Raw genomic sequence first — 22,282 nt, forward strand, 5'->3', positions numbered from 1 at the left:
CCGGGACGAGACGAGGCGGCAAGCTCTCAGGGTTCGCCGACGCTGAATTCGCGACCCGGCGCGGCGTCGATCAGGGCGCGCGTATAGGCGTGGGCGGGGGCCGAGAAGACCTGGGTGGTCGCGCCCTGCTCGACGATGACGCCTTTCTCCATCACGACGATGCGGTCGCAGATCTGGGCTGCGACGCGCAGGTCGTGCGTGATGAACAGGATGGCGAGGTTGAAGCGCTCCTGCACGTCCGCCAGCAGCGCCAGCACCTGCTTCTGCACGGAGACGTCGAGCGCCGAGACGGCCTCGTCCGCGATCAGGATCTCGGGCTCCATGGCGAGTGCGCGGGCGATCGCGACACGCTGGCGCTGGCCACCGGAGAACTGATGCGGGTAGCGGTCGAGCGCGCTCGGCTGCAGGCCGACCAGCGCCATCAGGTCGCGGGCGCGCGCCATCGCCTCGGCCGGCTTCAGGCCGAAATTGCACGGCCCCTCGATGATGGAATCGCCGACCGTGCGGCGTGGATTGAGCGAGCGATAGGGGTCCTGGAACACGACCTGAATCTTGCGGCGGTAAGTCCGCAGGCGCCGCTCCGGCAGCATCGCGATGTCGATGTCGGGGACGAGGATCGCGCCGCGCGTCGGCGGCATCAACCGGGCGATGCAGCGCGCCACCGTGGTCTTGCCCGAACCGGATTCGCCAACGATCCCGACCGTCTCGCCGCGATGGATCTTGATGTCGACATCGCGCGCGGCGTGGACGACCTGCTCCTTCTTGAACAGGCTCTTGGAGCTGTAGGTCTTGCCGAGACCAACGGCTTCGAGCGCGATCGGCCCCGTCACGGCCTTGCGCCTGGCGGGCTTCAGGCTCGGCACCGCGCCGATCAGCATGCGGGTATAGGGGTGCTGCGGATTGGTCAGCACCTGCGCGGCCGGGCCCTGCTCGACGACAAAACCCTTCTCCATCACCACGACCTTGTCGGCGATCTCGGCGACGACGCCGAAATCATGGGTGATGAACAGCACGCCCGTGCCGCGCCGGCCCTGGAGTTCCTTGATCAGGCGCAGGATCTGGGCCTGGGTGGTCACGTCGAGCGCGGTCGTCGGCTCGTCGGCGATGAGGAGCGCCGGATCGAGCACGAGGGCTGCGGCGATCATCACGCGCTGGCGCTGCCCACCGGAGATCTGGTGCGGGTAGGAGGCGTGGATGCGCTCCGGATCGGGCAGGCGCATCGCCGCCATGATGCCGAGCACCTTTGCGCGCCGCTCGGCCGCATCGAGCTCGGTGTGGATGCGCAGCACCTCCTCGATCTGGTCGCCGATGGTCAGGACCGGGTTCAGCGCCGTCATCGGCTCCTGGAAGACCATGCCCATGCGGTCGCCGCGCAAAGCGCGCAGGCGCTGGGGGGAGGCTGCGAGCACATCCTCGCCCTCGAGCAGGATCTGGCCTGCGACGGGCTTCAGCAGTTTCGGCAGCAGCCCCATCACCGAGAACGCGGTGACGGATTTGCCGGAGCCGGACTCGCCGACGACGCAGGTGATCTCGCCCGCGCCGACATCGAAGGAGACGTTCTCGACGGCATGTGCCCGGTCGCCGCCGCCGGGCAGGCGGATGCTCAGGCCCTTGATCTGGAGAACAGGCATGGGGGCGTCGCTCATCGGCCGGCCATCTTGGGATCGAGCGTGTCGCGCAGGCCATCGCCGAGCATATTCACCGCCAGCACCGTGATGCCGAGGAAGATGCCGGGATAGAGGATGTTGTGCGGGAAGACGCGGAAGACATTGCGGCCCTCGGCCATGATGTTGCCCCAGGTCGGGGTCTCCGGCGGAATGCCGATGCCGAGGAAGGACAGGATCGCCTCGACCAGGATGGCCGAGGCCGCGATGAAGGTGCCCTGGACGATCAGCGGCGCGATGGTGTTGGGCAGGATGTGGCGCACCATCAGCAGCGGCAGCCTTGTGCCCTGCATGATCGCGGCTTCGACATAGGGCTCCTCGCGCACCGAGAGCACGATCGAGCGCACGAGGCGGACGACGCGCGGGATCTCGGGCACGATGATCGCGACGATGACCGCCGTGAGGCCGGCCCGGAACAGCGAGACCACGGCGATGGCGAGCAGGATTGCCGGGATCGCCATCAGCCCGTCCATGAAGCGCATGATCACGGCGTCGAGCGGCCGGATATAGCCGGCGACCAAGCCGAGGATGAGGCCGATCGAGATGCTGACGGCCGCGACCGAGACCGCGATCATCAGCGAGACCCGTGCGCCGTAGACGACGCGGCTATAGACGTCGCGGCCAAGCGAATCCGTGCCCATCCGGTGCTTGAAGACCGTGGTCGAGCCGTCATCGGCGCGGATCGTGCGCTCGACGCCGGGCACCCGGTTGCGCGCGCTCGGATTGATGGCGGCGGGGTCGATCGTGCCCAGGAACGGCGCGAGCAGGCCCATCAGCGCCATGACGAGGAGCACGGTGCCGCCGATCAGTACGGCCGGGTTGCGGATGAGCCGGCGCAGGGCGTTGGCGTTGGGACGCCCCGCATCGGGCAGGGCGGGAGCGATCAGGCTGGGTTCGGCGCTCAATATTTGATCCTCGGATCGAAGAGGCAGTAGGCCAGGTCGATGCCGAGATTGATCGCGACATAAACGACGGAGAACAGCAGGATCACGGCCTGGATCGTGGGGTAGTCGCGCGCGAGCACCGCATCGACGGTGAGGCGCCCGAGGCCCGGTATCGCGAACACGCTCTCGGTGACGACCACGCCGCCGATCAGGAGCGCGATGCCGATGCCGACCACGGTGACGATCGGCACGGCGGCGTTCTTGAGCGCGTGCCGGAACAGGATCTTGCGCTCGACCTGTCCCTTGGCGCGGGCGGTGCGGATATAATCCTCGCTCAGCACTTCGAGCACGCTGGCGCGCGTCATCCGGGCGATGAGGGCGATGTAGATTACCGACAGCGTCACCGCCGGCAGGATCAGGCGCTGGATGAAGCCGCCAAAGCCCCCCGAGATCGGCTGATAGCCCTGGACGGGAAACCAGCCCAGCGTGATCGCGAAGACGTAGATCAGGAGGTAGCCGATGACGAAGACCGGCACCGAGAAGCCGAGCACCGAGAAACCCATCACGACCCGGTCGATCCAGGAGCCGTGCTTGTAGGCTGCGAGCACGCCGAGCGGAATCGCGATGCAGACGGCGATCAGCATGGTGGCGATGGCGAGCGAAAGCGTCGGCTCGATGCGACCCAGGATCAATTCGCCGATGCTCTTCTTGAAGAAGAAGCTCTCGCCGAGATTGCCATGCAGCAGATTGCCGGCCCAGATACCGAACTGGGTGATGATCGGCTGGTCGAGACCGAGCTTGGCGCGGATCGCCTCGATCTGCGCGGTCGTCGCGTTGTCGCCGGCGATGACCGCGGCGGGGTCGCCTGGCGTGAGGCGCAGCATCAGGAAGACCAGCACGGCGACGATCCCCAGAACGGGAATCGTCGCGAGCAGGCGGCGCAGGATGTAGCCGAACATGAAGCTAGCCTGTCAGCGCGGGCGCCTCACTTCTTCTCGAGGTTCCAGAACACCGGCGCTGCCGCCGTCAGGATTCCGCTGATGTTGGCGCGGGTCGCGATCGGCACCGTGTACTGGCCGAGATGGACATGGGTCACAACCTCGCGCCAACGCTTCTGCACGGCTTCGACGATCGCCTTCTGCTTGGCCGGGTCGGTCTCGCGAGCGAAATCGTCGCGCAGCTTCTCCATCTGCTCGTCGCAGGGCCAGCCAAAGGCGGCCTTGTCGCAGCTCGCATTGAAGAAGCCGGCCATCACCGGGTTGAGCACGTCGGCCGAGACCCAGGCGGTCAGCATGGCGTTCCAACCGCCCTCCGCCACGGGGGTCTTGCGCACGCGGCGCGCGACCACCGACTGCCAGTCCGAGGACTGCATGTCGACCTTGAAGCCGCCCTTCTCCATCAATTGCTTGGCGACGGGCGCCAGGTTGGTCAGCGACTGCAGATCGGTCGAATGCAACAGCACCACCGGCGTGCCGTCATAGCCGGCCTCCTTCAGGAGCTCCTGCGATTTCTTGAAGTTGGACTCCAGCAATCCGTCCATCCCAGCTTCCGTCGCCAGAGGCGAGCCGCAAATGAACATGGCTTTGCAGGTCTTGTAGTAGTCGGGGTTGCCAACGACTGCCTCGAGGAAATCCTTCTGGTTCAGCGCATAGGTCAGCGCCTGCCGGATCTTGGGGTTGTCGAAGGGCTTGATCGTGTGGTTGGGCCGCAGCGTGTATTGCAGGCCGAGCGGATTATAATCGATCAGCTTGATCGACTTGTCGCTCTTGAGCAGCGGGATCAGGTCGAAGGAGGGCTGTTCGATCATGTCGATCTCGCCGGCAAGCAGGGCGTTGACCGCCTGCTGCTGGTCGGAGATCGCCAGCCATTCGACGCGATCGAGCTTGGCGACCTTGCCGCCGGCGAGGCCGGAGGCCGGCTCGGCGCGCGGCTTATAGTCCTTGAACTTGGTGTAGACGATCTTGTCGCCCGGCTTCCATTCGTCGGTCTTCAGGACGAAGGGGCCCGAGCCGATGAATTCGGAGATCTGCGTGTTGGGGTCGGTGTCCGCGACGCGCTTGGGCATCATGAACGGCACGTTCGAGGACGGCTTGCCGAGCCCGAAGATCAACAGGCCGGTCGGCGACTTCAGCTTGATCGTGAAGCTCTTGGCATCGTCGATCGCCATCGCGTCGACGAAGGACATCAGCTTCTGGCCGATGGGGTCCCGCGCCGCCCAGCGCTTGATCGAGGCGACGCAATCTTCCGCCGTGACCGGCTTGCCGTCATGCCAGAGCAGGCCGTCGCGCAGCGTGAACTTGTAGGTCAGCTTGTCCGGCGACTCCGTGAAGCTGTCGACCATCTGCGGCTTCACATCGCCCTTCTCGTCGAGCGCGAAGAGGGTGTCGTAGATCATGTAGCCGTGGTTGCGGACGATATAGGCCGTGGTCCAGATCGGATCGACGATCTTCACGTCGGAATGCATGACGACCTTCAGCGTCTGCGCCTGGGCCGAGAGACCCCCGGAGAGAACACTGCTTCCGGCCAGCAGCGCGGCGGCTGCCGTGACGATCTTCCAACGCGACATCATGCACTGATCTCCCCTTATGACCCATTCGGGCGGTTATTTCGATGATCGTGATCTGGCTGGTCGTGACTTTTGTGACTTGGTGCGTTCGTGTTCTTGTGTGTCCCGATCCGTCGGCCTGCGTATGCAGGGGCCATGCCATGGGCAGGGCGGGAAGCTCCCGCGAAACGGGAGCCTCTGTCAATCGCGCTCAGGCCGAAAGCCGTGTCAGCAGCCCGGCCATCAGGCGGGTGCGCTGGGCCAGGCTGTCGACCTCGATATGCTCCTCCAGCGTGTGATAGCCGGCGCCGAGCAGGCCGAGCCCGTCGAGTGAGGGAATGCCGGCCGCCCCGGTGAAATTCGCATCCGAGCCGCCGCCGGCCGAGCCATGATCGAGTTCCCAGCCGAGTTCGCCGGCGATGCCGCGCGCAAGCTCATAGAGCCTGAGCGTTCCGGCGTCCGGCTCCCAGACCGGTCGGGTGACGCCGCGCGTGATGGTGAAGCGCGTGCCGTCGGGATTTTCGGTCGAGAGGGCCAGCATGCGCTCGACGCCACGATCGAGGTCCGACTGCCTTTTGGCCATGCTGAGCGCCTCGGCCCGGCAGGTCGTCGGCACGCAATTGACCCATTGCCCGCCCGAGATCACGCCGACGCTGAAGGTGCAGTCGTCGCCCGTCATCTCCTCGATGGCGATGAGCTGGCGCGCCATCATGTTGATGGCGGAGCGGCCGTCCTTCAGGCGCGAGCCGGCATGGCTCGGCCTGCCCTCGGCGAGCAGGTTGAACCTGGCGATGGCGTAGCGGCCGGTGACGACGTCGTTGCCGGGGCGGCCGGGCTCGGGAACCAGGATGTAGCGGTGCTGGCCGGCATGCTGCATGATCAGCTCGCGCGTGCCGGGGCTGCCGATCTCCTCGTCGCTGGTATAGAGCACGCTGACCGGCAGCGGCGTCTCGATGCCGGCCTTGGCCAGCGCCACGATCGCCTGCAGGCCGGCATAGGCGCCGCCCTTCATGTCGAGGATGCCCGGCCCGTAGCAGCGCGTGCCCTCGCGCCGGAAGGGCAGGGCCTTCAGCGTTCCTACCGGATGGACCGTGTCGAGATGCGACATCACCAGGATGCCGGGTTCGCCGCGCCTGGGATGGGGGAAGTCGCCGCGCACGCAATCGCCCAGGCCCGGTGGGCCGGGAATGCGGGTCACGGTCGCGCCGACGGCCGCGAGATCGGCGGCGACGAGATCCATCATCCGGTTCACGGCCGCGACATCGAAGGTCGGGCTCTCGCACTCGATCCAGCGCTTCAGGCCGGCGAGCATCGCGTCGGTGTCGAAAGTCAGCGTGTCGAAGGACATGATCAGGCGGCCAGTCGCGTTTCGACGAGGCGCGCGAGCAGGCTCGCGCCCACCGGCAGGATGCCGTCGTCGAGGATGAAGGAGGGATTGTGCACCGGCACGCTGCCGGCATGGCCGACCCAGCAATAGGCGCCGGGCACCGCGCGCAGCATGTCGGCGAAATCCTCGCTGCCCATGATCGGCTTGACCTCGGTCAGCACATTGTCGGCGCCGACGATCTCGGCGGCGACCTTGGCTGCGGCCTCGGCCTGCGGGCCATGATTGACCAGCACGTCGAAGATATCGCGGATATCGACATCGATCTGGACGCCGAAGGTCAGCGCCATGCCGGCCGCGATCTCGCGCATGCGCTCGCGGATCAGCTTGGCGATGTCGGGCGAGAAGGTGCGGATCGTGCCGGCGAGCGCCGCCTCCTCGGGGATGACGTTATAGGCGGAGCCGGCATGGATCTGCGTGATCGAGAGCACGGCGGCCTCGCGCGGATCGGCGTTGCGGCTGACGATGGTCTGCAAGGCGGCTGCCAGCGAGATGGCGACGATGACGGGGTCGCGCCCGACATGGGGCATGGCGCCGTGGCTGCCCCGGCCGGTGATCTTGATGTCGAAGAAATCCGCACCCGCCATGGCCGGGCCGGGGAAGACGGCGATCTGGCCGGGGTCGAGATTGGGTGCGTTGTGCAGCCCGTAGATCTCGTCGCAGGGGAAGCGCTCGAACAGCTTGTCGGCGAGCATGGCGCGGGCGCCGCCAAGGCCTTCCTCCGCAGGCTGGAACACGAACACCGCCGTGCCGGTGAAATCGCGGTTCTCGGCGAGATAGCGCGCCGCGCCGAGCAGCATCGTGGTGTGGCCGTCATGGCCGCAGCCATGGAAGCGGCCGGGGATGGTCGAGCGGAAGGGCAGGTTGGTGGTCTCGTCCATCGGCAGGGCGTCCATGTCGGCGCGCAGGCCGATGCGCTTGCCCGGGCCGCCCTTGCCCTGGAGGATGCCGACCACGCCGGTCTTGCCGACGCCGGGATGCACCTCGATGCCCCAGGATGCGAGCTTCTCGGCGACGATGCCGGAGGTACGGACCTCCTCGAAGCCGATCTCGGGATGGGCATGGATATCGTGGCGGATCGCGACGAGGTCGTCCTTGAAGGCTTCGATCTGGGGCAAGGTGGGCATGAACAAACTCCGAAGGACGAGGATCAGCCGAAGACGGGGCCGAGCGGCGCGGTGCGGATGCCGGGGCGCAGATGCTTCCACGGCAGGACAGAGGGATCGACCGGCATCGGGCCGGGCGCGGCGCAGACCAGGATCGTCTGAGCGATCGGCTCGAAATCGGCACGGAAATGCACCGAGCTCTTATTGACCAGGATCGCCTGCTCGGTCGGTTCGATGCCGACCTGGCGATACATCGCCTGGTCGGCCATCTGCGCCTTGCGCGAGCCGACGACGATGCGCACGCCGCCGATGCGCAGCGCCGCGCAGGGGCCGAGATTGATGCGCGAGCCGCCATAAAACGGGCCGGGCGCGACGAAGCGCCCTTCGGATAATTGCTCGACCACGAACTCGCCCTCGAGCGGGACATCGTCGGGGATGCCGGATTTGGCGCCGAGCGAGAGCCTGATCGTGGCGCCGACACCGGCCTTGTGCGCCGCGGCTGCCGCCGCCGGATCGACGATCACGCCGATCGCGGCGCGCTGCGCGCCATTGCGTACCAAGGCCCGCGCCATCCCCATCGTGTCGGAATCGCCGCCGGCGCCGGGGTTGTCCTGCGTGTCGGCAATGACGATCGGTTTCGAGGCTCCCTCAGCCAGCCGCATCGCCTCCAGCACGCCCTCATCGGGCTGGAAGACCTTGCCCTTGAAGGCGGCTTCGCTCGCCATCACCCGGGCGAAGACGGCATCCGCCGCGCGGTCGGCCTCGGCTTGCGTCGCGCCATAGGCCAGCACGGTCGCACCGCAATCGGCGAAATCGGCGGCGGGAAAGCCGGGCAGGAAGGAGAGCGTCGGCACGCTCTCGCCTTCGAGCGCCGCGAGCTCGGCATAGATCGTCTTGCAGGGCTCCATCGCGGTCGCCTGCCAGGCGATCGGGATCAGATAGGGCACCTGGCGGAAAGCCTTGGCATGGCGCGTCCTGGTGTCGATCAGCTTCGCCAGATAGGTCGTGGCGCGGCTGCCGGTCTCAGCCATGTCGATATGCGGATAGGTGCGGTAGGCGACGAGCCCGTCGGCTGAATCCATCATCAGCTGCGTGATGTTGCCGTGCAGGTCGAGGCTGGCGACGAGCGGAATCTCGGGGCCGATCGCGGCGCGCACCCGGCGCAGGGTTTCGCCCTCGCCATCGGGATAGGCCTCGCTGACCATGGCGCCATGGAGGTCGAGATAGACCCCGTCGAGCGGCAATGCGGCGCTGATGCGTTCGACCAGCTCGTTCAGCAGGGTTTCGAAGGCGTCGGCCGTGACATGGGCCGAGGGACTGGCCGCACACCACAGCGTCGGCACCATCTCCCAGCCGAGCGCCTTGGCCTTCCCAACGAAACCGGCCGCGCCGACATTGACGTTGTGCACAGCGGCGAAGATATCGTCGCCACGCGCAAGGGAGGGCCAGCCGCCGCCCTGGATGAAATGCTCGATCGAGGCCTTGCTCGGCGCGAAGGTGTTGGTCTCGTGCAGGAAACCGCCAAAGGCGATACGTGGCGACATGACGGTTCCTCGATCATTGCAGCGAGGCGGCAGGTAAGCACGCAAGGCCCATGGGGGCCAAGGTTCAATTCTGGTCAGACGCCTGCGCGATTATGCATACGGTCGCCGCTTTAGCAGGCAGGGTCTCGCTTTAGCAGACAACCCTTTCCGTCATTGCGAGGAGCAAAGCGACGAAGCAATCCAGGGGGCGTGGAGAGAGACCTCCAGGACTGCTTCGCGGAGCCTGTACTCGGGCTTGCCGAAGGCAAGACCCGGGTGCTCGCGATGACGGGTAGCTGGCTCGCCTCAGTTCAGGCTGGCGCGCTTCACGAAGGCGCCGCCCTTCATGATCAATGGCATGTGCTTGCCCTGGCGCGTCAGCAGCGAGAGATCCTTGAGCGGGTCGCCGTCGACGACGATCAGATCGGCATAAGCGCCTGCCGCCACCGTGCCGATCTTGCCCTCGAGCTTGAGCAGCTTGGCGGCGATATGGGTCGCCGAGGCGATCACCTCATGGGCCGGCAAGGCGCGTCCGCGGATGACGAACTCCTCCGACTGGTAGCGATGCATCTCGCCGAGCAGGTCGCTGCCATAGGCCATGGCGAGACCGGCCTTCTTCATGATCGCGAGCGATTCCATGCCGGCGGAACGGACGACATCGACCTTGGCGACGGAATCGGGCGGGAAGCCGAGCTTGGGGCCATCGCTGACGAGCTTGTCATAGGTTACCAGCGTCGGCACGGCGACTGCGCCCTTGGAGGCTGCGAGCTTGGCGGTCTCAGTCTGGATCAGGTTGCAGTGCTCAAGCGAGTGCACGCCGGCCTCGACGCAGCGGCGGATCGCCTCGTCGGTGTAGACATGGGCGGAGACGTAGGTGCCCGCCATCTTCGCCTCCTCGACGATCGCCTCCAGTTCGCTGACGGAGAAGCCGAGGAAATGGATCGGATCGGTCGGCGAGGCGCAGCCGCCATTGGCCATGATCTTGATGAAGTCGGCGCCGCCCTTCATCTCCTCGCGCGCGGCGCGGCGGACCTGGTCAAGCCCGTCGCAGACGCGCCCGAGCGCGCCGAGGCGGTGGCGGTCGCTCACCGCCGCGCGGTCGTCATAGCGGCCGCGGAAATCGGCGTGGCCGCCGGTCTGGCTCAGCGCCTTGCCGGAAATGACGAGGCGCGGCGTCGGGAAATGGCCTTCCTCGGTCGCCTGCTTCAGGCCGAAATCGGCGCCGCCGACATCGCGCACCGTGGTGAAACCGCGCAGCAGCATCTCGCGCATGATCACGAAGGAGCGGGCGGTGACGAGCGAATCCGGCAGCAGGGCGTTCTTGCCGAGATCGGCGACGCCGGCGACGACATGGACATGGGCGTCGATCAGGCCGGGCATCAGGGTCTTGCCCTTGAGGTCGACAACCTTGGCCTTGGCCGAGGTCACGGATTTGCCGACCTCGCGGATGGTGCTGCCCTCGACGAGGACGCTGACAGGAGCGCCCGCTTCGGGCGCGGTGCCGTCGACGATGCAGGCATTGGTGAAGAGGGTGGAAGCCACGGGTGTTCTCCGCTGGAGCAGGATGGGTGTCAGAGCGCGCGCGCGGCGGCGCGGGCGGCCAGGAAGCCGGGCACGATCATCGGCGCAAGACGCTCGATGGGAGCGACATGCTCCTCGCGATAATGGCCCTCGGGCGCGAGCAGGTTGATCGTGCCGATGACCTTGCCGTCATAGATCGCGGGCACGTTGATGACCGAGCCCAGCCCCATGCTCTCGATCAATTCATGGTCGAAGAAGGCCCAGCGGATGCCGGCCTTGTCCTTGCCGAGATAGGGCTTCTGGCCCTCCATGACATGCTTGCCCCAGGGCGTTGGGCCCATCGGCTTGCGGCCGGAGACGGGATATTCGGTCGGCCGGTTGGAATAGATGCGCGCGACCTCGGAGCCGTCGACATAGAGCAGCGTGAACAGTTCGTGCCCGACAAGGCGCTTGGTGATGGCGTCGAACGCCTTGAACACGGTATCGGGCTGGCCTGGCTCCTTGAGCAGGGCCGAGAGGGTGGCGAGATCGTCTGACATGATGGGCTGCTTTCAGGCGGTGGGCGTGGGTTGGCGAGGCGCCTTGGGAATTCGCTCGGGCATGATGCCTTGCGGGCGTAGATGCAGCACGAGGATCAGCGCGACGCCGATCATCATCTCGCGCATGGCGGCGATCTGGACGGGCTGGAGACCGGGCAGCCATTCCGTGGCGAAGCGCGTCGCTTCCAGGAAGATCACGACGAGATAAGCGCCAAGCACCGCCCCGCTGGGACGGCCGACGCCGCCGGCGGTGACCGCGAGGAAGATGTAGATCGTGATCAGCGGCTGGAAATGGTCCGGTGAGATATAGGACTGGAAATGCGCGTAGAGCGCGCCTGACAACGCGGCGATCGCGGCCGAGAGCGCGAAGGCCTGGAGCTTGAAGCGCAGCACGGCCTTGCCGGCGAAGGCGGCGAGCTGTTGATCCTCGCGGATCGCCTTCATGGCGCGGCCGTAGGGGGAGAGATCGAGCCGCCGCAGCAGCGCCCAGACCAGGAGCACGATCAGCGTGACGAGGCCAAGATAGAAGATGCTGAAGCCCTGCAGGCCGAGCTCGACCTTGAGCGGCGCCTTGATGCCGGAGATGCCGTCCGAGCCCTTGGTCAGCCAGCGTTCGTTCAGCGCGACGAGGCGGATGACCTCTGCGAAGCCCAGCGTCACGATGGCGAGATAGTCGTCGCGCAGGCGTAAGGTGGCGAAGGTGACGACGAGGCCGACGACCGCGCCGACCACGAGCGCAGCTCCCCAGCCGATCAGGACGGGCGCTCCGGCTCCCGTCGCGATCGCGGAGGCATAGGCGCCGACCGCGAAGAAGCCGGCGAGGCCGAGATTGACGAGGCCGACCCCGCCCCAGATCAGGTTGAGGCTGAGCGCGAGCAGGGCGTAGATGCCGCAGAGCGTCAGGGTGAAGATGACATAAGACAGCATCAGGCCGCCCTTTCGCCCAGGATGCCGCGCGGGCGGAAGGTCAGCATGATCAGGATCGCCACAAACCCGACGGCGGTGCGATAGGTCGCCGGCACCGCGATCAAAGCGAGTTCCTCGGCGATGCCGAGCGCGAGCGCGCCGACCACTGCGCCGGGAATCGAGCCGAGCCCGCCGAGCACCGCTGCCGCGAAGACCGAGAGCAGGACGCGGTAGCCGGTGAGCGGGTCGATCGAGGTGTCGAGCCCGATCAGCACGCCGCCGACGCCGGACAGCCCGGCGCCGAGGAAGACCGTGACGATCGCGATCCTGGCGGGGTCGATGCCCTTCAGGCGGGCGAGGTCTGGATTGTCGGCAACCGCGCGCATCGCCTTGCCGAAACGGGTGTAGCGCAGGAACAGGAACATCGCCGCCATGATCACGACGGAGAGGGCGAGGCTCTGGAGCTGCTGTGGACCGATGCGCAATTCGCCGAAACGCAGGTCGCGCGCCAGCGGCAGATCATAGCCCTTCATATCGTTGCCGAAGATGAAGCGGATGATGTTCTCCAGCACGAGGTTGAGCGCGATCGAGGCGATGGCCACGATCAGCGCGCCATTGTCGCGCAGGCGCTTCAGCGAGGTCTCCTCCGCCACGACGCCGACCACGCCCGTCACCGCAAAGGCGATGGCGAGCGCCGGCACGACGGGAAGCCCCGCCACCGCATTGGCCCACCAGGCGGCGAAGGCGCCGATGGTGGCATAGGAGGCGATGGCGAAGTTCGGATAGCGCAGGACCGCGAAGATCGCGGAAAAGCCGATCGCCGGGACGGCGATCAGCGCCCCGGTCATCAGCCCATTGATGAGCGCCTGGAGGAGGAGGGTCACTGAGCCAGGTCCCGATCAGGCGATCTTGACCAGGGCGATCTTGCCGGACTGGACCTGCTCGTAGCGGAACTTCGAGTCGCTGATATCGCCGATCTCGGTGAAGTCGCAGGGACCGCTGGCGCCGTCATAATCGACCGCCTGTTTGGCGGCGATCGCCTTCAGCCCGTCGACGGCGCTGTCGATCTTGGCGCCGCCGGGAGCCTGGCTGACCTTGCGGATATTGTCCTTGATCGCGGAGCCCGAGGCGTCGCCCGCGATCGCGATCGCCATCAGCACGAGGTTGATGTGGTCGTAGATCTGGGTGGTGTAGGGATCGGGCGAGGCGACGCCGATGAGCTTCACCAGCTTCTCATAGGCCTTGGAGCCTTCGGCCGGCGAGGGCGAGATCATGAAGGTCTTGTCGACGACCTCGGCAGGGACGCTCTCGATCAGCTTCTGGTTGACCGAGTAGCCGAAGGCGATCTTCAGCCCCTTGAAATCAGCGCGGTAGAGATCCTTCAGCATCACGGCGGTGTCGGGGGTGTAGCCGCCGAAGACGATAGCGTCGGGCTTGAAGCGCAGCACCTCGTCGATCTCGGTGCGGTAGGCCGGCTTCTTGTCGTCATAGATCAGGGAGGCGGTCTCGCCGCCGGCTTTCTTCACGGCCTCGGTGATGTTGTCGAACTGGCTCTTGGCGAAAGGCGTCTGCGGCGAGAGGAAGAAGACGCGCTTGGCGCCCTGGGCGATCGCGAACTCGCCGAATTTGCGGCCCTGCAGCGTCGTCGTCGGCTGGGTGCGGATCAGATAGCCCTGATGCGGCAGGGCTGTGATCGAATCCGCACCGGAGGTGGTGCAGAGGAAGGTCTTCGATTCCCAGCAGAGCGGGGCGACGGCGGTGGTCACCGAGGAGGCCCAGGTGCCCAGGATCGCCGAGACCTTGTCGACGTCGATCAGCTTGCGCGCGGCGCGCACGCCAGCTTCCGGATTGGTCTGGTCGTCTTCCGAGACGAGCTCGACCTTGCGTCCCAGTACACCGCCGGCGGCATTGACCTCGTCGACGACCGCCTTCACGGCCTTGACCATTACTGGGCCATAGGGGCCGCCCGAACCGGTCAATGGCGTCAGCGTGCCGATCCTGATCGGCGCGCCCTGCGCAAGGGCGAGCTTCGGCAAGGCGGAGAGGCCGGCAAGCGCGGCAGCGCCGCCGAGCAGCGTGCGGCGGTCGGTCAGGAACTCGGTCATGGTCATCCCCTGTTATGTTTGCTGGTTCTTGGTCGGTCGGCTCGGATCAGGTTGGCTTGGATCAGGTCGGCATCGTGATCAGCCGCCGAGGAAGAGGCGGCGGATTTCGGGGTCGGCGGCGAGCGCGGGGCCTGAGCCCTCGCGATTGTTGCGGCCGGAGATGAGGATGTAGCCGCGCGTCGAGATCTCGAGCGCTTCCAGCGCATGCTGCTCGACCATCAGGATCGGCAGGCCGCCCTTGTTCAGAGCCATGATCGCCTCGAACAGCTCCTCCGCCGCCCTCGGCGAGAGGCCCGCCGTCGGCTCGTCGAGCAGGAGCAAGGCAGGGGCGTTCATCAGGCCCATCGCCATGGCGAGGATCTGGCGTTGGCCGCCCGAAAGCGTGCGGGCGAGCGCGCGGCGCTTGCTCGCCAGCATCGGGTAGCGGGCATAGAGTTCCTCACTGCGCTCGCGCACCTTGCCGGGGTCCTGGAAGCCGCTGATCTCGAGGTTCTCCGCGACGGTCATCGCGCCGAAGACGTTGCGCTCCTGCGGCACGAAGCCGATGCCGTGCTTGGCGCGTCCGAGCGCGCCCTGGCTGGTCACGTCGGCCCCGTTCAAGATGATCGCGCCCTCGCGCGCAGACACCAGCCCGGCGATCGTCTTGAGCAAGGTCGACTTGCCGGCGCCATTGGGGCCGATGATCGCGACGATCTCGCCGGCCCCGACCCGCAGCGAGCATCCCTTCAGGATCTGTTCGGCGGCGCCATAGCCGGCGACGACGCCATCGACGGCAAGCAGGTCGCCATTCGCCAGGCCGTCATTCGCCATGTTCAATGCCGCCTCCCGAGATAGGCTTCCTGCACGCGGATGTCGGAGGCGACCTCGTCGAAGCTGCCTTGCGTCAGGGTCTTGCCCTCGGCCATCACGATGACGGGCGCGCAGAGCCGCTTGATCAGCGCCATGTCGTGCTCGATCAGGCAGATCGTCAGCCCGTCCCGGTTCAGCGCGATGAGGTGATCGGCGATCTGCTCGGTGAGGCTCGGATTGACGCCGGCCATCGGCTCGTCGAGCAGCAGGATCTTGGGGGCGGCCATCAAGGCGCGCCCGATCTCGACCAGCTTCTTCTGCCCGCCCGAGAGCGCTGTCACCGGGTTGTCCAGCACATGGTCGAGCTTGAGCCGCCGGGCGATGCCGAAGGCGCGCTCAGCGAGTTCCTGCTCGCGCCGCCGTGCCGCGGTCGAGCGCAGCATCGCCGCCAGCAGGTTCTCGCCCGGCTGCCCGGCACCATAGAGCATCAGATGCTGGAAGACGCTGAGCTTGGGAAAGCCGCGGGCGAGCTGGAATGAGCGCACCAGCCCCGCCGCCACGAGCTTTTCAGGGGCTAAGCCGGTGGTCTCGACCGAGCCCAGTCGGACCGAGCCGGCCTTGGGGCGGTAGAGCCCGGAGACCGCGTTGAACAGGGTCGACTTGCCGGCGCCGTTGGGGCCGATCAGCCCTGTGAAGGAGCCGGCGGGAACGGCGAAATCGACGCCGCGCAGCACATGCACGCCATAGAAATCGAGCTTCAGCCCTTCGATGGTGAGGGCCGCGGTCATCGTGCGCCTGCCTTGTGTCTGGAATCCTGCGTGGAGGCGGCCTGGATCGGGAATTGCTGGCGGACCTGCTGCTTCCAGAAGGTCAGCATCCCCTGATAATAAGCGGGGTCGTTGGGGCGCAGCACCGTCTGGCTGATCATGCCGCGCACGAGGCACATCGTCGCGTTCATGACGATGCGGGTATGATCGGGGTCGACGCCGGTGCGGGCTGCGAGCGCGGTCCAGATCGCGTCGAGACCGGCGTGGAATTCGCGCACGGTGGGGATGAGGTCGGCTCTGAAGTCGGGATTGTGCCGAGCTTCGGGCTGATACTCCATCGTGACGTAGAACAGCCGATCGTCCATCATCTGCCAGATGTAGTCGACGATCTCGTCGCTGGAGCCGCCACGGGCAATGAAATCCTCGGCGAAGCGATGCAGATCGCGGGTGGCCTTGCCGAGCATATCGGCGACGGAGGCGCTGATGATCGCTTCGCGGGTGGTGAAATGATGCGTCAGCGCGCCGCGTGAAACACCGGCCTGGCGGGCGATCTCCGGGGTGGTGGTGCGAGCGAGGCCGCGGTCATGCAGCAGGTCGATCGTCGCGTTCATCAGCCGCGTCGAGGTGTCCGCGCTGCGTTCCTTTTGGGATCGTCTTTTACCGGTTCCGCTCACGCCAAGCCTCAACCCACAGGATGGGCGAAAGCTGCGACTCGTTTTGCAAACAGTCAAGCATGTTTCTTATGCGCCCAATGCCTGGATCGGAGGCGTGTGCGGAGAGGTCGCGGGATTAAGCGGTTCGGATCGTCAGAGGCTGAAAATCCGGCCCCAGCCTGCGACGGCCCGGCTGGTCTCGATGCCGGCTGCCCCGAGCGCGGCCCAGACACCGGCCGCCGTCGAATCGATGACGGGCAGGCCTGTCTCCGCTTCGAGCATGGCTGCGACGGGAGCGCCGTTGAAATTGGTGCAGAAGATGACGATCGCCTCGGCTGCCCCCTCCGCCACGGCCGCTCGCGCCATCGCGGCGATCTCGCCTGGCGGCACCGCGCCATAGGAGAGATTATCGCTCAGGCCGGCATGGCGCTCGGCGGTGACGGCAAAGCCCTTGGTCGTGAAATTGGCGATGCTCCGCGCTTGAGCGGCTGTGGTGTAGGGCGTGATCAGCGCGATGCGTCGGGCCTCGAGCCGCTGCAGCAAGGTGAGCGTCGCCAAGGCCGAGGTCACGGCGGGCAGTCCGGTCCGCGCGGTGATGTCGGCGCAGAGCCGTTCGTCGATGTCGAAGCCGTAATCGCCGCCCTTCGAGCCGTTCCAGCAGATCGCAGCGGGCTCGGCATGGCTCAACAGTTCCGCCGCCTGCAGCATCGCCGGCCAGTCATAGGGGTTGGCCGCGGCCTGGTCGGGGCTGGTGTTGCCGAAGACGGGGATGCGCGTGAACAGGGGCGTCACGCCGTGCAGCGTGGCGCAGATCGCTTGCGTCACGCGCTCGACGGTGCGGTTGCCCGAGGGCGTGATCGTGCCGATGGCGATGTCGGTTTGCATGGTTCCAGAGCATTGCGCGAAAAAGTGGGTGCCGGTTTTTCGCATGAGCAATGCTCTAAACTTCAGGAATCGATCACTTGCATTCGGACGGAACCGTCCGAATGCAAGTGATCTAACGCAGCAAGATGCAGGCCAGCCGCCCGAGACGATGCTCAGCCCAGCGGGGCGACGGCGCAGCTCTGGCCGCCATCGACCGGCAGGCAGACGCCGGTGATGAACTGGGCTTCGTCGGAGGCAAGGAAGACGGCCGCGTTGGCGATGTCCCAGGCGGTACCCATCTTGCCGAGCGGCACGGCGGCGTTGCGCGCCGCGACCATCTCCTCGACCGAGGCGTATTGGCTGGAGATCTGCTTGTAGATCAACGGCGTGTCGATCATGCCGGGCATGATGCAATTGGCGCGGATGCCTTGCCTTGCATATTGCATGGCGAGGCCGAGCGTCGCCTGGTTCACAGCCGCCTTGGTCGCGTAATAGGCGAAATAGGGGTAGCCGGTCCAACGGATCGCCGCGAGCGAAGAGATGTTGACGATCGCGCCGCCGCCGGCCTTCAGCATATGCGGGATCACCGCCTTGGAGCAGCGGAAGACCGGGCCGAGATTGAGGTCGACCGCCGCCTTGAACTGCTCTTCGCTGAGCTCGACCGGGCCGCCCATATGGGTGACGCCGACATTGTTGTGCAGGATGTCGATGCGGCCGAAGCGGGTCATGGTGGCGGCGACGGCTGCGTCGATCGAGGGTTGCTGCGTGACATCGGCGGCAAGCGCGATCGCGACACCGCCTTCCCCCGCGATGATGCCGGCGGTCTCGTCGGCGGCAGCCTGGCTGATGTCGATGCAGGCGACGCGGGCGCCTTCGCGGGCGAAGGCGACGGCAGCGGCCTTGCCGTTGCCCCAGCCCGGCCCCGACGAGCCGGCGCCGAAGACGATGGCGATCTTGCTCTTCAGACGATCGGCCATCACAGGAACCCGATCGAGAACCAGGGCACCGCCGCGACGATGATCAGGCCGATCAGCAAGGCCAGCATATAGCCCCAGATCGGGCCGATGCCCTCGTCGGGATTGACCTTGCCGATGGCACAGGCCGCGTAATAGCCGACGCCGAAGGGCGGTGCGAACAGGCCGAGCCCCATCGCGAGCACCACGACCATGGCGTAGTGCACCTCGTGGATGCCGACGAGCTTGGCGATCGGGAACAGCAGCGGGCCGAACAGAACGATGGCGGGGATGCCTTCGAGCACGCTGCCCAGGATGATGAAGGCAAGAATCGATACGGCCATGAAGCCGATCGCGCCGCCGGGCAGATGGGTCATGATCTCGACCAGCGTACGAGAGAACCCCGATTGCGTCAGGCCCCAGGCCATGGCGGACGCCGCCCCGATGATGATCAGGATGGCGCCGGAGAGCGATGCCGTGTCGATCAGGATCTGGCCGAGGCGGGACCAGTTGAACTGGCGGTAGACCAGAAGCCCGATGATCAGCGAATAGACGATGCCGATGGTCGAGACTTCTGTGGCGGTCGAAACGCCCTCGACGACGGCGGCGCGGATCAGGAAGGGCAGTGCCAGCGCCGGCAGCGCGATGATGAAGGTCTTGCCGATCTCGGGCCATTTCGCCTTTACGACATGGCTGAGATCGTCATGGCGATAGCGCCGCGCCACGACGAAGCAGAGCCCGATCGCCAGGACGACGCCGGGCAGCAGGCCGCCGGTGAAGAGCGCCGCGATCGAGACGCCGGTGACGGAGCCGATGGTGATCAGCACGATCGAGGGCGGGATCGTTTCTGTCTGCGCGCCCGTTGCCGAGAGCAGGGCGACGAGGTCGCCGGGCTTGGCGCCGCGCGCCTTCATCTCCGGAAACAGCGCCGGTGCGACCGCGGCCATGTCAGCTGCCTTCGAGCCCGAAATGCCCGAGACGAGGTACATGGCGCCGATCAGCACATAGGAGAGGCCGCCGCGGACATGGCCGAGCATGCTCGCCAGGAAGCGCACCATCGCCTTGGCCATGCCGCACATCTCGATGAGCAGGCCGAGGAAGACGAAGAGCGGCACGGCGAGCAGGATGAGATGGCTCATGCCTTCGTCCATGCGCCCGACCAGGGTCATCGTCGGCACGCGCGTGGTCAGCGCGAGATAGCCGAAGGTGGCGAGCGCGAAGGAGAAGACGATCGGCACGCCGGAGAAGACGCAAAACCCGACGACGCCGACGAAGAAGATGATCAGGTTGAGGTTGCCCAGCGTCTTGAGCATGGGGCCGAGCCACCAGAAGCCGGCGACGGCGACGGCGACCAAAGCCAGCGCCAGCAGGGCCTGCGGCACGCCCGAGCGCATGGTCAGGCGCAGCAGCGAAAAGGCGATCATCAGGCCGACGCCGACCGGAAAGGCGGCCGCGCGCCAGACATTGGAGATTTCCATCGCCGGGGTGGTGATGAAGGCTTCTTCCTCGGCCCAGCGGAAGGCAGGGCCGATGATCAGGAGCAGGAAGCCGAGACCGGCTGCCACGCCCAGCGCGTCGAAGAAGTTGCGCCATTCCGGCGTGCAGCGCGAGACCAGCGCCGTCATGCGCATATGCTCGCCGCGCCGGAGCGCGACGACGGCGCCAAGCATGGCGAGCCAGAGGAACAGGGTCGAGGCGAGCTCGTCCGACCAGGTCAGCGGCGTGTGCAGGAGATAGCGGGCAACAATGCCCGAAAACAGCACGACCACCTCGGCAACGACGAGGATAGCGGCCGGTATCTCGACGATGACGCCGAGAACGCGGTCGATCTTCGCGGCAAGGGGGCGGCGTGGCGCCGCCGCCGTTGCGGGCGGCGTCGCGAATTCGGACACGGTGTCCATGGTACAGGCGTCAGCTCAGCGAGCCGACGGCGGCCTCGAGGGTCGCCCAGGCGTCCTTGCCGAACTTGGCTTCCCATTCCTTGTAGAAACCGGCGCTCTTGAGCTTGTCGCGGAAGAGGGTGGCGTCGACCGTGTTGAACTTCATGCCCTTGCCGGACAATTCGGCCTGCAGGTTCACCGTCAGCGCGGCGACGTCGGCGCGCTCGGCGATGCCGGCCGCGTTGAGGTGCTTGGCGACGATGGCCTGGATGTCCTTGGGCAGGGCATCCCAGTTCGCCTTGTTAGCCAGGAGCCAGAAGCCATCCCACATATGGTTGGTCAGCGAGCAGAAGCTCTGGACCTCATAGAGCTTGGCCGTCTCGATGATCGCGAGCGGGTTCTCCTGCGCGTCGACGATCTTCGACTGCAGGGCGCTGTAGACCTCGTTGAAATTGATCGTCGTCGGGGCTGCGCCGAAGCCCTTGTACATCGAGGTCCAGAGCGGAGCGGGCGGAACGCGGATCTTGAGGTTGTTCAGATCGGCCGGGGTGACGATCGGCTTGCCCGAGCTCGTGGTCTGGCGGAAGCCGTTGTCCCAGATCTTCTCCATCGCGAAGATCGAGCGGCTCTTGGCGATCTCGGCGCGGACATAGTCGCCGAGCTTGCCGTCCATCGCCTTCCAGACCGTGTCGTAATCCTTGAAGGCGAAGCCGACGCCGTTGATCGCGGCGGCCGGCACCAGGGTCGAGAGGATCAATCCCGAGAGGGTGAAGAAATCGACCGCGCCGGAGCGGATCTGGCCGAGCGTGTCGGTGTCGGAGCCGAGCTGGCTCGAAGGGAAGATCTGCAGCTCGAAGCGGCCGCCGGTCTCTTCCTTGATCTTGCTGGCGGCTTCCTGCGCGCGCTTGTTGAGCGGATGCGTCAGCGCCAGGTTGTTGGCGAATTTATAGGTGAATTCGGCCGCCCGCGCCCGGCCGATGGAAAAGCCGGTAACGGCAAGGGCGCCGGTGCCGGCGGTAAAGCTGCGGCGTGTCAATTTCGTCATCTGGTTTCCTCCCAAGTCTTCAGGCCGGACTCTCCGCGGGTTTGCCCGCGCGAGAGCTGTAATCGCAGCGACAGCCCTCGCTCCGGTTTCGGAGGGCCGCGTAACCTTAGGCCGCGACCTCCTGGCCGCTAGCCTGCTCGAACCGTTCCATATCGTGGATCGCTTAGAGCCAGTATTCTTTATCCTTGACGAAATACAAGTGATGAAAGAGTTGTCAACGCAATAAGGACGTTAAAAGGGTCCACGATATGGATCGTCCAGATCTTGCTGTGCGGGAGGCCAGCTCCGAACCGACCGGTGCGCAAAGCATCGGGCGGGCGGCCGCCTTGCTGCGACTGGTCGCGTCGAGCCGAACGCGCGGCGCCAGCCTGAGCGAACTCGTCGACGGCTCGCGGCTGCAGAAGCCGACTTGCCGCCGCATTCTCGTGGCGTTGATCGAGGCCGGGCTGATCGAGCAGGAGGCGGCGACACGGCGCTATTTCCTCGGGCCTGAATCCTTCATTCTCGGCACCATCGCAGCCGATCGTTTCGGAATCCACCGGCTTGCGCAGGAGGGCGTCGTGCGTCTGGCGCAGGCGACGGGCGATGCCGCCTTCCTGCAGGTCAGGCGGGACTGGACGGTCGTCTGCCTGCAGCGCGAGGACGGCGATTATCCGATCCGCTCGCATGTGCTCGCCCCCAGCGACAGGCACCTGCTCGGGGCCGGCGTCGGCGGCATCGCGCTTTTGGCCGCGCTCGACGATGAGGGGGTCGAGCAGGCGATGACGGCCAACGCCGCGCAGTTTCCGCAACGCTATCCGATGCTGTCGCGCCCGATCGTGGACGATCTCGTCGCGGAGGCGCGTGAGCGTGGTTATGCGATGAATCGCGGGCTGCTCTTCCCCGGCTCCTGGGGCATGGCGATGGTCGTGCGCGATGCGCAGGGGCGGGCCGACGCCTGCCTCTCGCTGGCCGCGATCGAAAGCCGGATGCAGCCGGACCGCGAACCCTTTCTCGCGCAATTGCTGCGCGAGGAGGTCGCCAGGCTCGAGGCCAGGCTGCGCGAATTCCGCATCCAGGACGAAGCCCGGCCGGCACAGCCGGGCGTATCCGCGCCGTTGCGCCGCCGCGCCGGCGAACGGAGATGAACCATGACGATCCGCCGCGACAAGGAG

20 protein-coding genes are annotated in these 22,282 nt (G+C 66.4%); 1 reads left to right on the forward strand and 19 read right to left on the reverse strand.

From position 1 onward, the window contains the following. Window positions 1-26: 26 nt before the first annotated feature. From ACSQ3P_RS16645 to ACSQ3P_RS16735, 19 genes are all read right to left on the reverse strand, one after another. Window positions 27-1,646, reverse strand: a complete 1,620-nt coding sequence (locus ACSQ3P_RS16645; protein ID WP_436166637.1) for an ABC transporter ATP-binding protein — start codon at window positions 1,644-1,646, stop codon at window positions 27-29. After that, window positions 1,643-2,569 carry an ABC transporter permease gene (locus ACSQ3P_RS16650; protein ID WP_436166638.1) on the reverse strand — a complete coding sequence of 309 codons (927 nt, stop codon included), beginning with the start codon at window positions 2,567-2,569 and terminating at the stop codon, window positions 1,643-1,645. The genes ACSQ3P_RS16645 and ACSQ3P_RS16650 overlap by 4 nt, the downstream gene beginning before the upstream one ends. Next, the gene (locus ACSQ3P_RS16655; RefSeq protein ID WP_436166639.1) at window positions 2,566-3,507 is read right to left on the reverse strand and encodes an ABC transporter permease; all 942 of its coding nucleotides are present in this window, start codon (window positions 3,505-3,507) and stop codon (window positions 2,566-2,568) included. Before ACSQ3P_RS16655 ends, ACSQ3P_RS16650 begins: the two co-directional genes overlap by 4 nt. A 26-nt stretch (window positions 3,508-3,533) precedes the next feature. After that, window positions 3,534-5,117, reverse strand: coding sequence for an ABC transporter substrate-binding protein (locus ACSQ3P_RS16660; RefSeq protein ID WP_436166640.1), 1,584 nt, complete (start codon window positions 5,115-5,117; stop codon window positions 3,534-3,536). A gap of 187 nt (window positions 5,118-5,304) precedes the next feature. Beyond that, window positions 5,305-6,441 carry a M20/M25/M40 family metallo-hydrolase gene (locus ACSQ3P_RS16665; RefSeq protein ID WP_436166641.1) on the reverse strand — a complete coding sequence of 379 codons (1,137 nt, stop codon included), beginning with the start codon at window positions 6,439-6,441 and terminating at the stop codon, window positions 5,305-5,307. 2 nt (window positions 6,442-6,443) lie between these two features. After that, window positions 6,444-7,604, reverse strand: a complete 1,161-nt coding sequence (locus tag ACSQ3P_RS16670) for a M20 aminoacylase family protein (protein WP_436166642.1) — start codon at window positions 7,602-7,604, stop codon at window positions 6,444-6,446. A gap of 23 nt (window positions 7,605-7,627) precedes the next feature. Beyond that, entirely contained in the window at window positions 7,628-9,127 is a 1,500-nt protein-coding gene (locus ACSQ3P_RS16675; RefSeq protein ID WP_436166643.1) for a M81 family metallopeptidase, read from the reverse strand. 285 nt (window positions 9,128-9,412) lie between these two features. Further along, window positions 9,413-10,648: an amidohydrolase family protein gene (locus tag ACSQ3P_RS16680; RefSeq protein WP_436166644.1), complete on the reverse strand. Its 1,236-nt coding sequence runs from the start codon at window positions 10,646-10,648 to the stop codon at window positions 9,413-9,415. 29 nt (window positions 10,649-10,677) lie between these two features. Continuing rightward, a complete protein-coding gene (locus ACSQ3P_RS16685) occupies window positions 10,678-11,166 on the reverse strand; it encodes a GAF domain-containing protein (protein ID WP_436166645.1) in 489 nt (162 codons plus the stop codon). Window positions 11,167-11,178: 12 nt separating this feature from the next. After that, a complete protein-coding gene (locus ACSQ3P_RS16690) occupies window positions 11,179-12,093 on the reverse strand; it encodes a branched-chain amino acid ABC transporter permease (protein WP_436166646.1) in 915 nt (304 codons plus the stop codon). Next, complete coding sequence (locus tag ACSQ3P_RS16695; RefSeq protein WP_436166647.1) at window positions 12,093-12,956, reverse strand: branched-chain amino acid ABC transporter permease; 864 nt, start codon at window positions 12,954-12,956, stop codon at window positions 12,093-12,095. The genes ACSQ3P_RS16690 and ACSQ3P_RS16695 overlap by 1 nt, the downstream gene beginning before the upstream one ends. Before the next feature lie 15 nt (window positions 12,957-12,971). Further along, window positions 12,972-14,177: an ABC transporter substrate-binding protein gene (locus ACSQ3P_RS16700; RefSeq protein ID WP_436166648.1), complete on the reverse strand. Its 1,206-nt coding sequence runs from the start codon at window positions 14,175-14,177 to the stop codon at window positions 12,972-12,974. A 78-nt stretch (window positions 14,178-14,255) separates the two neighbouring features. After that, on the reverse strand, window positions 14,256-14,987 hold the full coding sequence (locus ACSQ3P_RS16705; protein ID WP_436166649.1) for an ABC transporter ATP-binding protein: 732 nt from the start codon (window positions 14,985-14,987) through the stop codon (window positions 14,256-14,258). A 2-nt stretch (window positions 14,988-14,989) separates the two neighbouring features. Further along, on the reverse strand, window positions 14,990-15,754 hold the full coding sequence (locus ACSQ3P_RS16710; RefSeq protein ID WP_436166650.1) for an ABC transporter ATP-binding protein: 765 nt from the start codon (window positions 15,752-15,754) through the stop codon (window positions 14,990-14,992). Further along, window positions 15,751-16,344, reverse strand: coding sequence for a TetR/AcrR family transcriptional regulator (locus ACSQ3P_RS16715; protein ID WP_436166651.1), 594 nt, complete (start codon window positions 16,342-16,344; stop codon window positions 15,751-15,753). Before ACSQ3P_RS16715 ends, ACSQ3P_RS16710 begins: the two co-directional genes overlap by 4 nt. A gap of 195 nt (window positions 16,345-16,539) precedes the next feature. After that, window positions 16,540-17,271 carry a maleate cis-trans isomerase family protein gene (locus ACSQ3P_RS16720; RefSeq protein WP_436166652.1) on the reverse strand — a complete coding sequence of 244 codons (732 nt, stop codon included), beginning with the start codon at window positions 17,269-17,271 and terminating at the stop codon, window positions 16,540-16,542. A gap of 152 nt (window positions 17,272-17,423) precedes the next feature. Then, entirely contained in the window at window positions 17,424-18,227 is an 804-nt protein-coding gene (locus ACSQ3P_RS16725) for an SDR family NAD(P)-dependent oxidoreductase (protein ID WP_436166653.1), read from the reverse strand. Next, entirely contained in the window at window positions 18,227-20,104 is a 1,878-nt protein-coding gene (locus tag ACSQ3P_RS16730) for a TRAP transporter large permease (protein ID WP_436166654.1), read from the reverse strand. Before ACSQ3P_RS16730 ends, ACSQ3P_RS16725 begins: the two co-directional genes overlap by 1 nt. 10 nt (window positions 20,105-20,114) lie before the next feature. Further along, on the reverse strand, window positions 20,115-21,128 hold the full coding sequence (locus ACSQ3P_RS16735) for a TRAP transporter substrate-binding protein (RefSeq protein ID WP_436166655.1): 1,014 nt from the start codon (window positions 21,126-21,128) through the stop codon (window positions 20,115-20,117). A gap of 248 nt (window positions 21,129-21,376) precedes the next feature. Between ACSQ3P_RS16735 and ACSQ3P_RS16740 the strand changes: the two genes are divergently transcribed. Further along, a complete protein-coding gene (locus tag ACSQ3P_RS16740) occupies window positions 21,377-22,255 on the forward strand; it encodes an IclR family transcriptional regulator (protein WP_436166656.1) in 879 nt (292 codons plus the stop codon). The last annotated feature ends 27 nt before the right edge of the window (window positions 22,256-22,282 follow it).

The sequence above is a fragment of the Allobosea sp. LjRoot9 genome, from assembly GCF_964252745.1.
Taxonomy (GTDB): domain Bacteria; phylum Pseudomonadota; class Alphaproteobacteria; order Rhizobiales; family Beijerinckiaceae; genus Allobosea.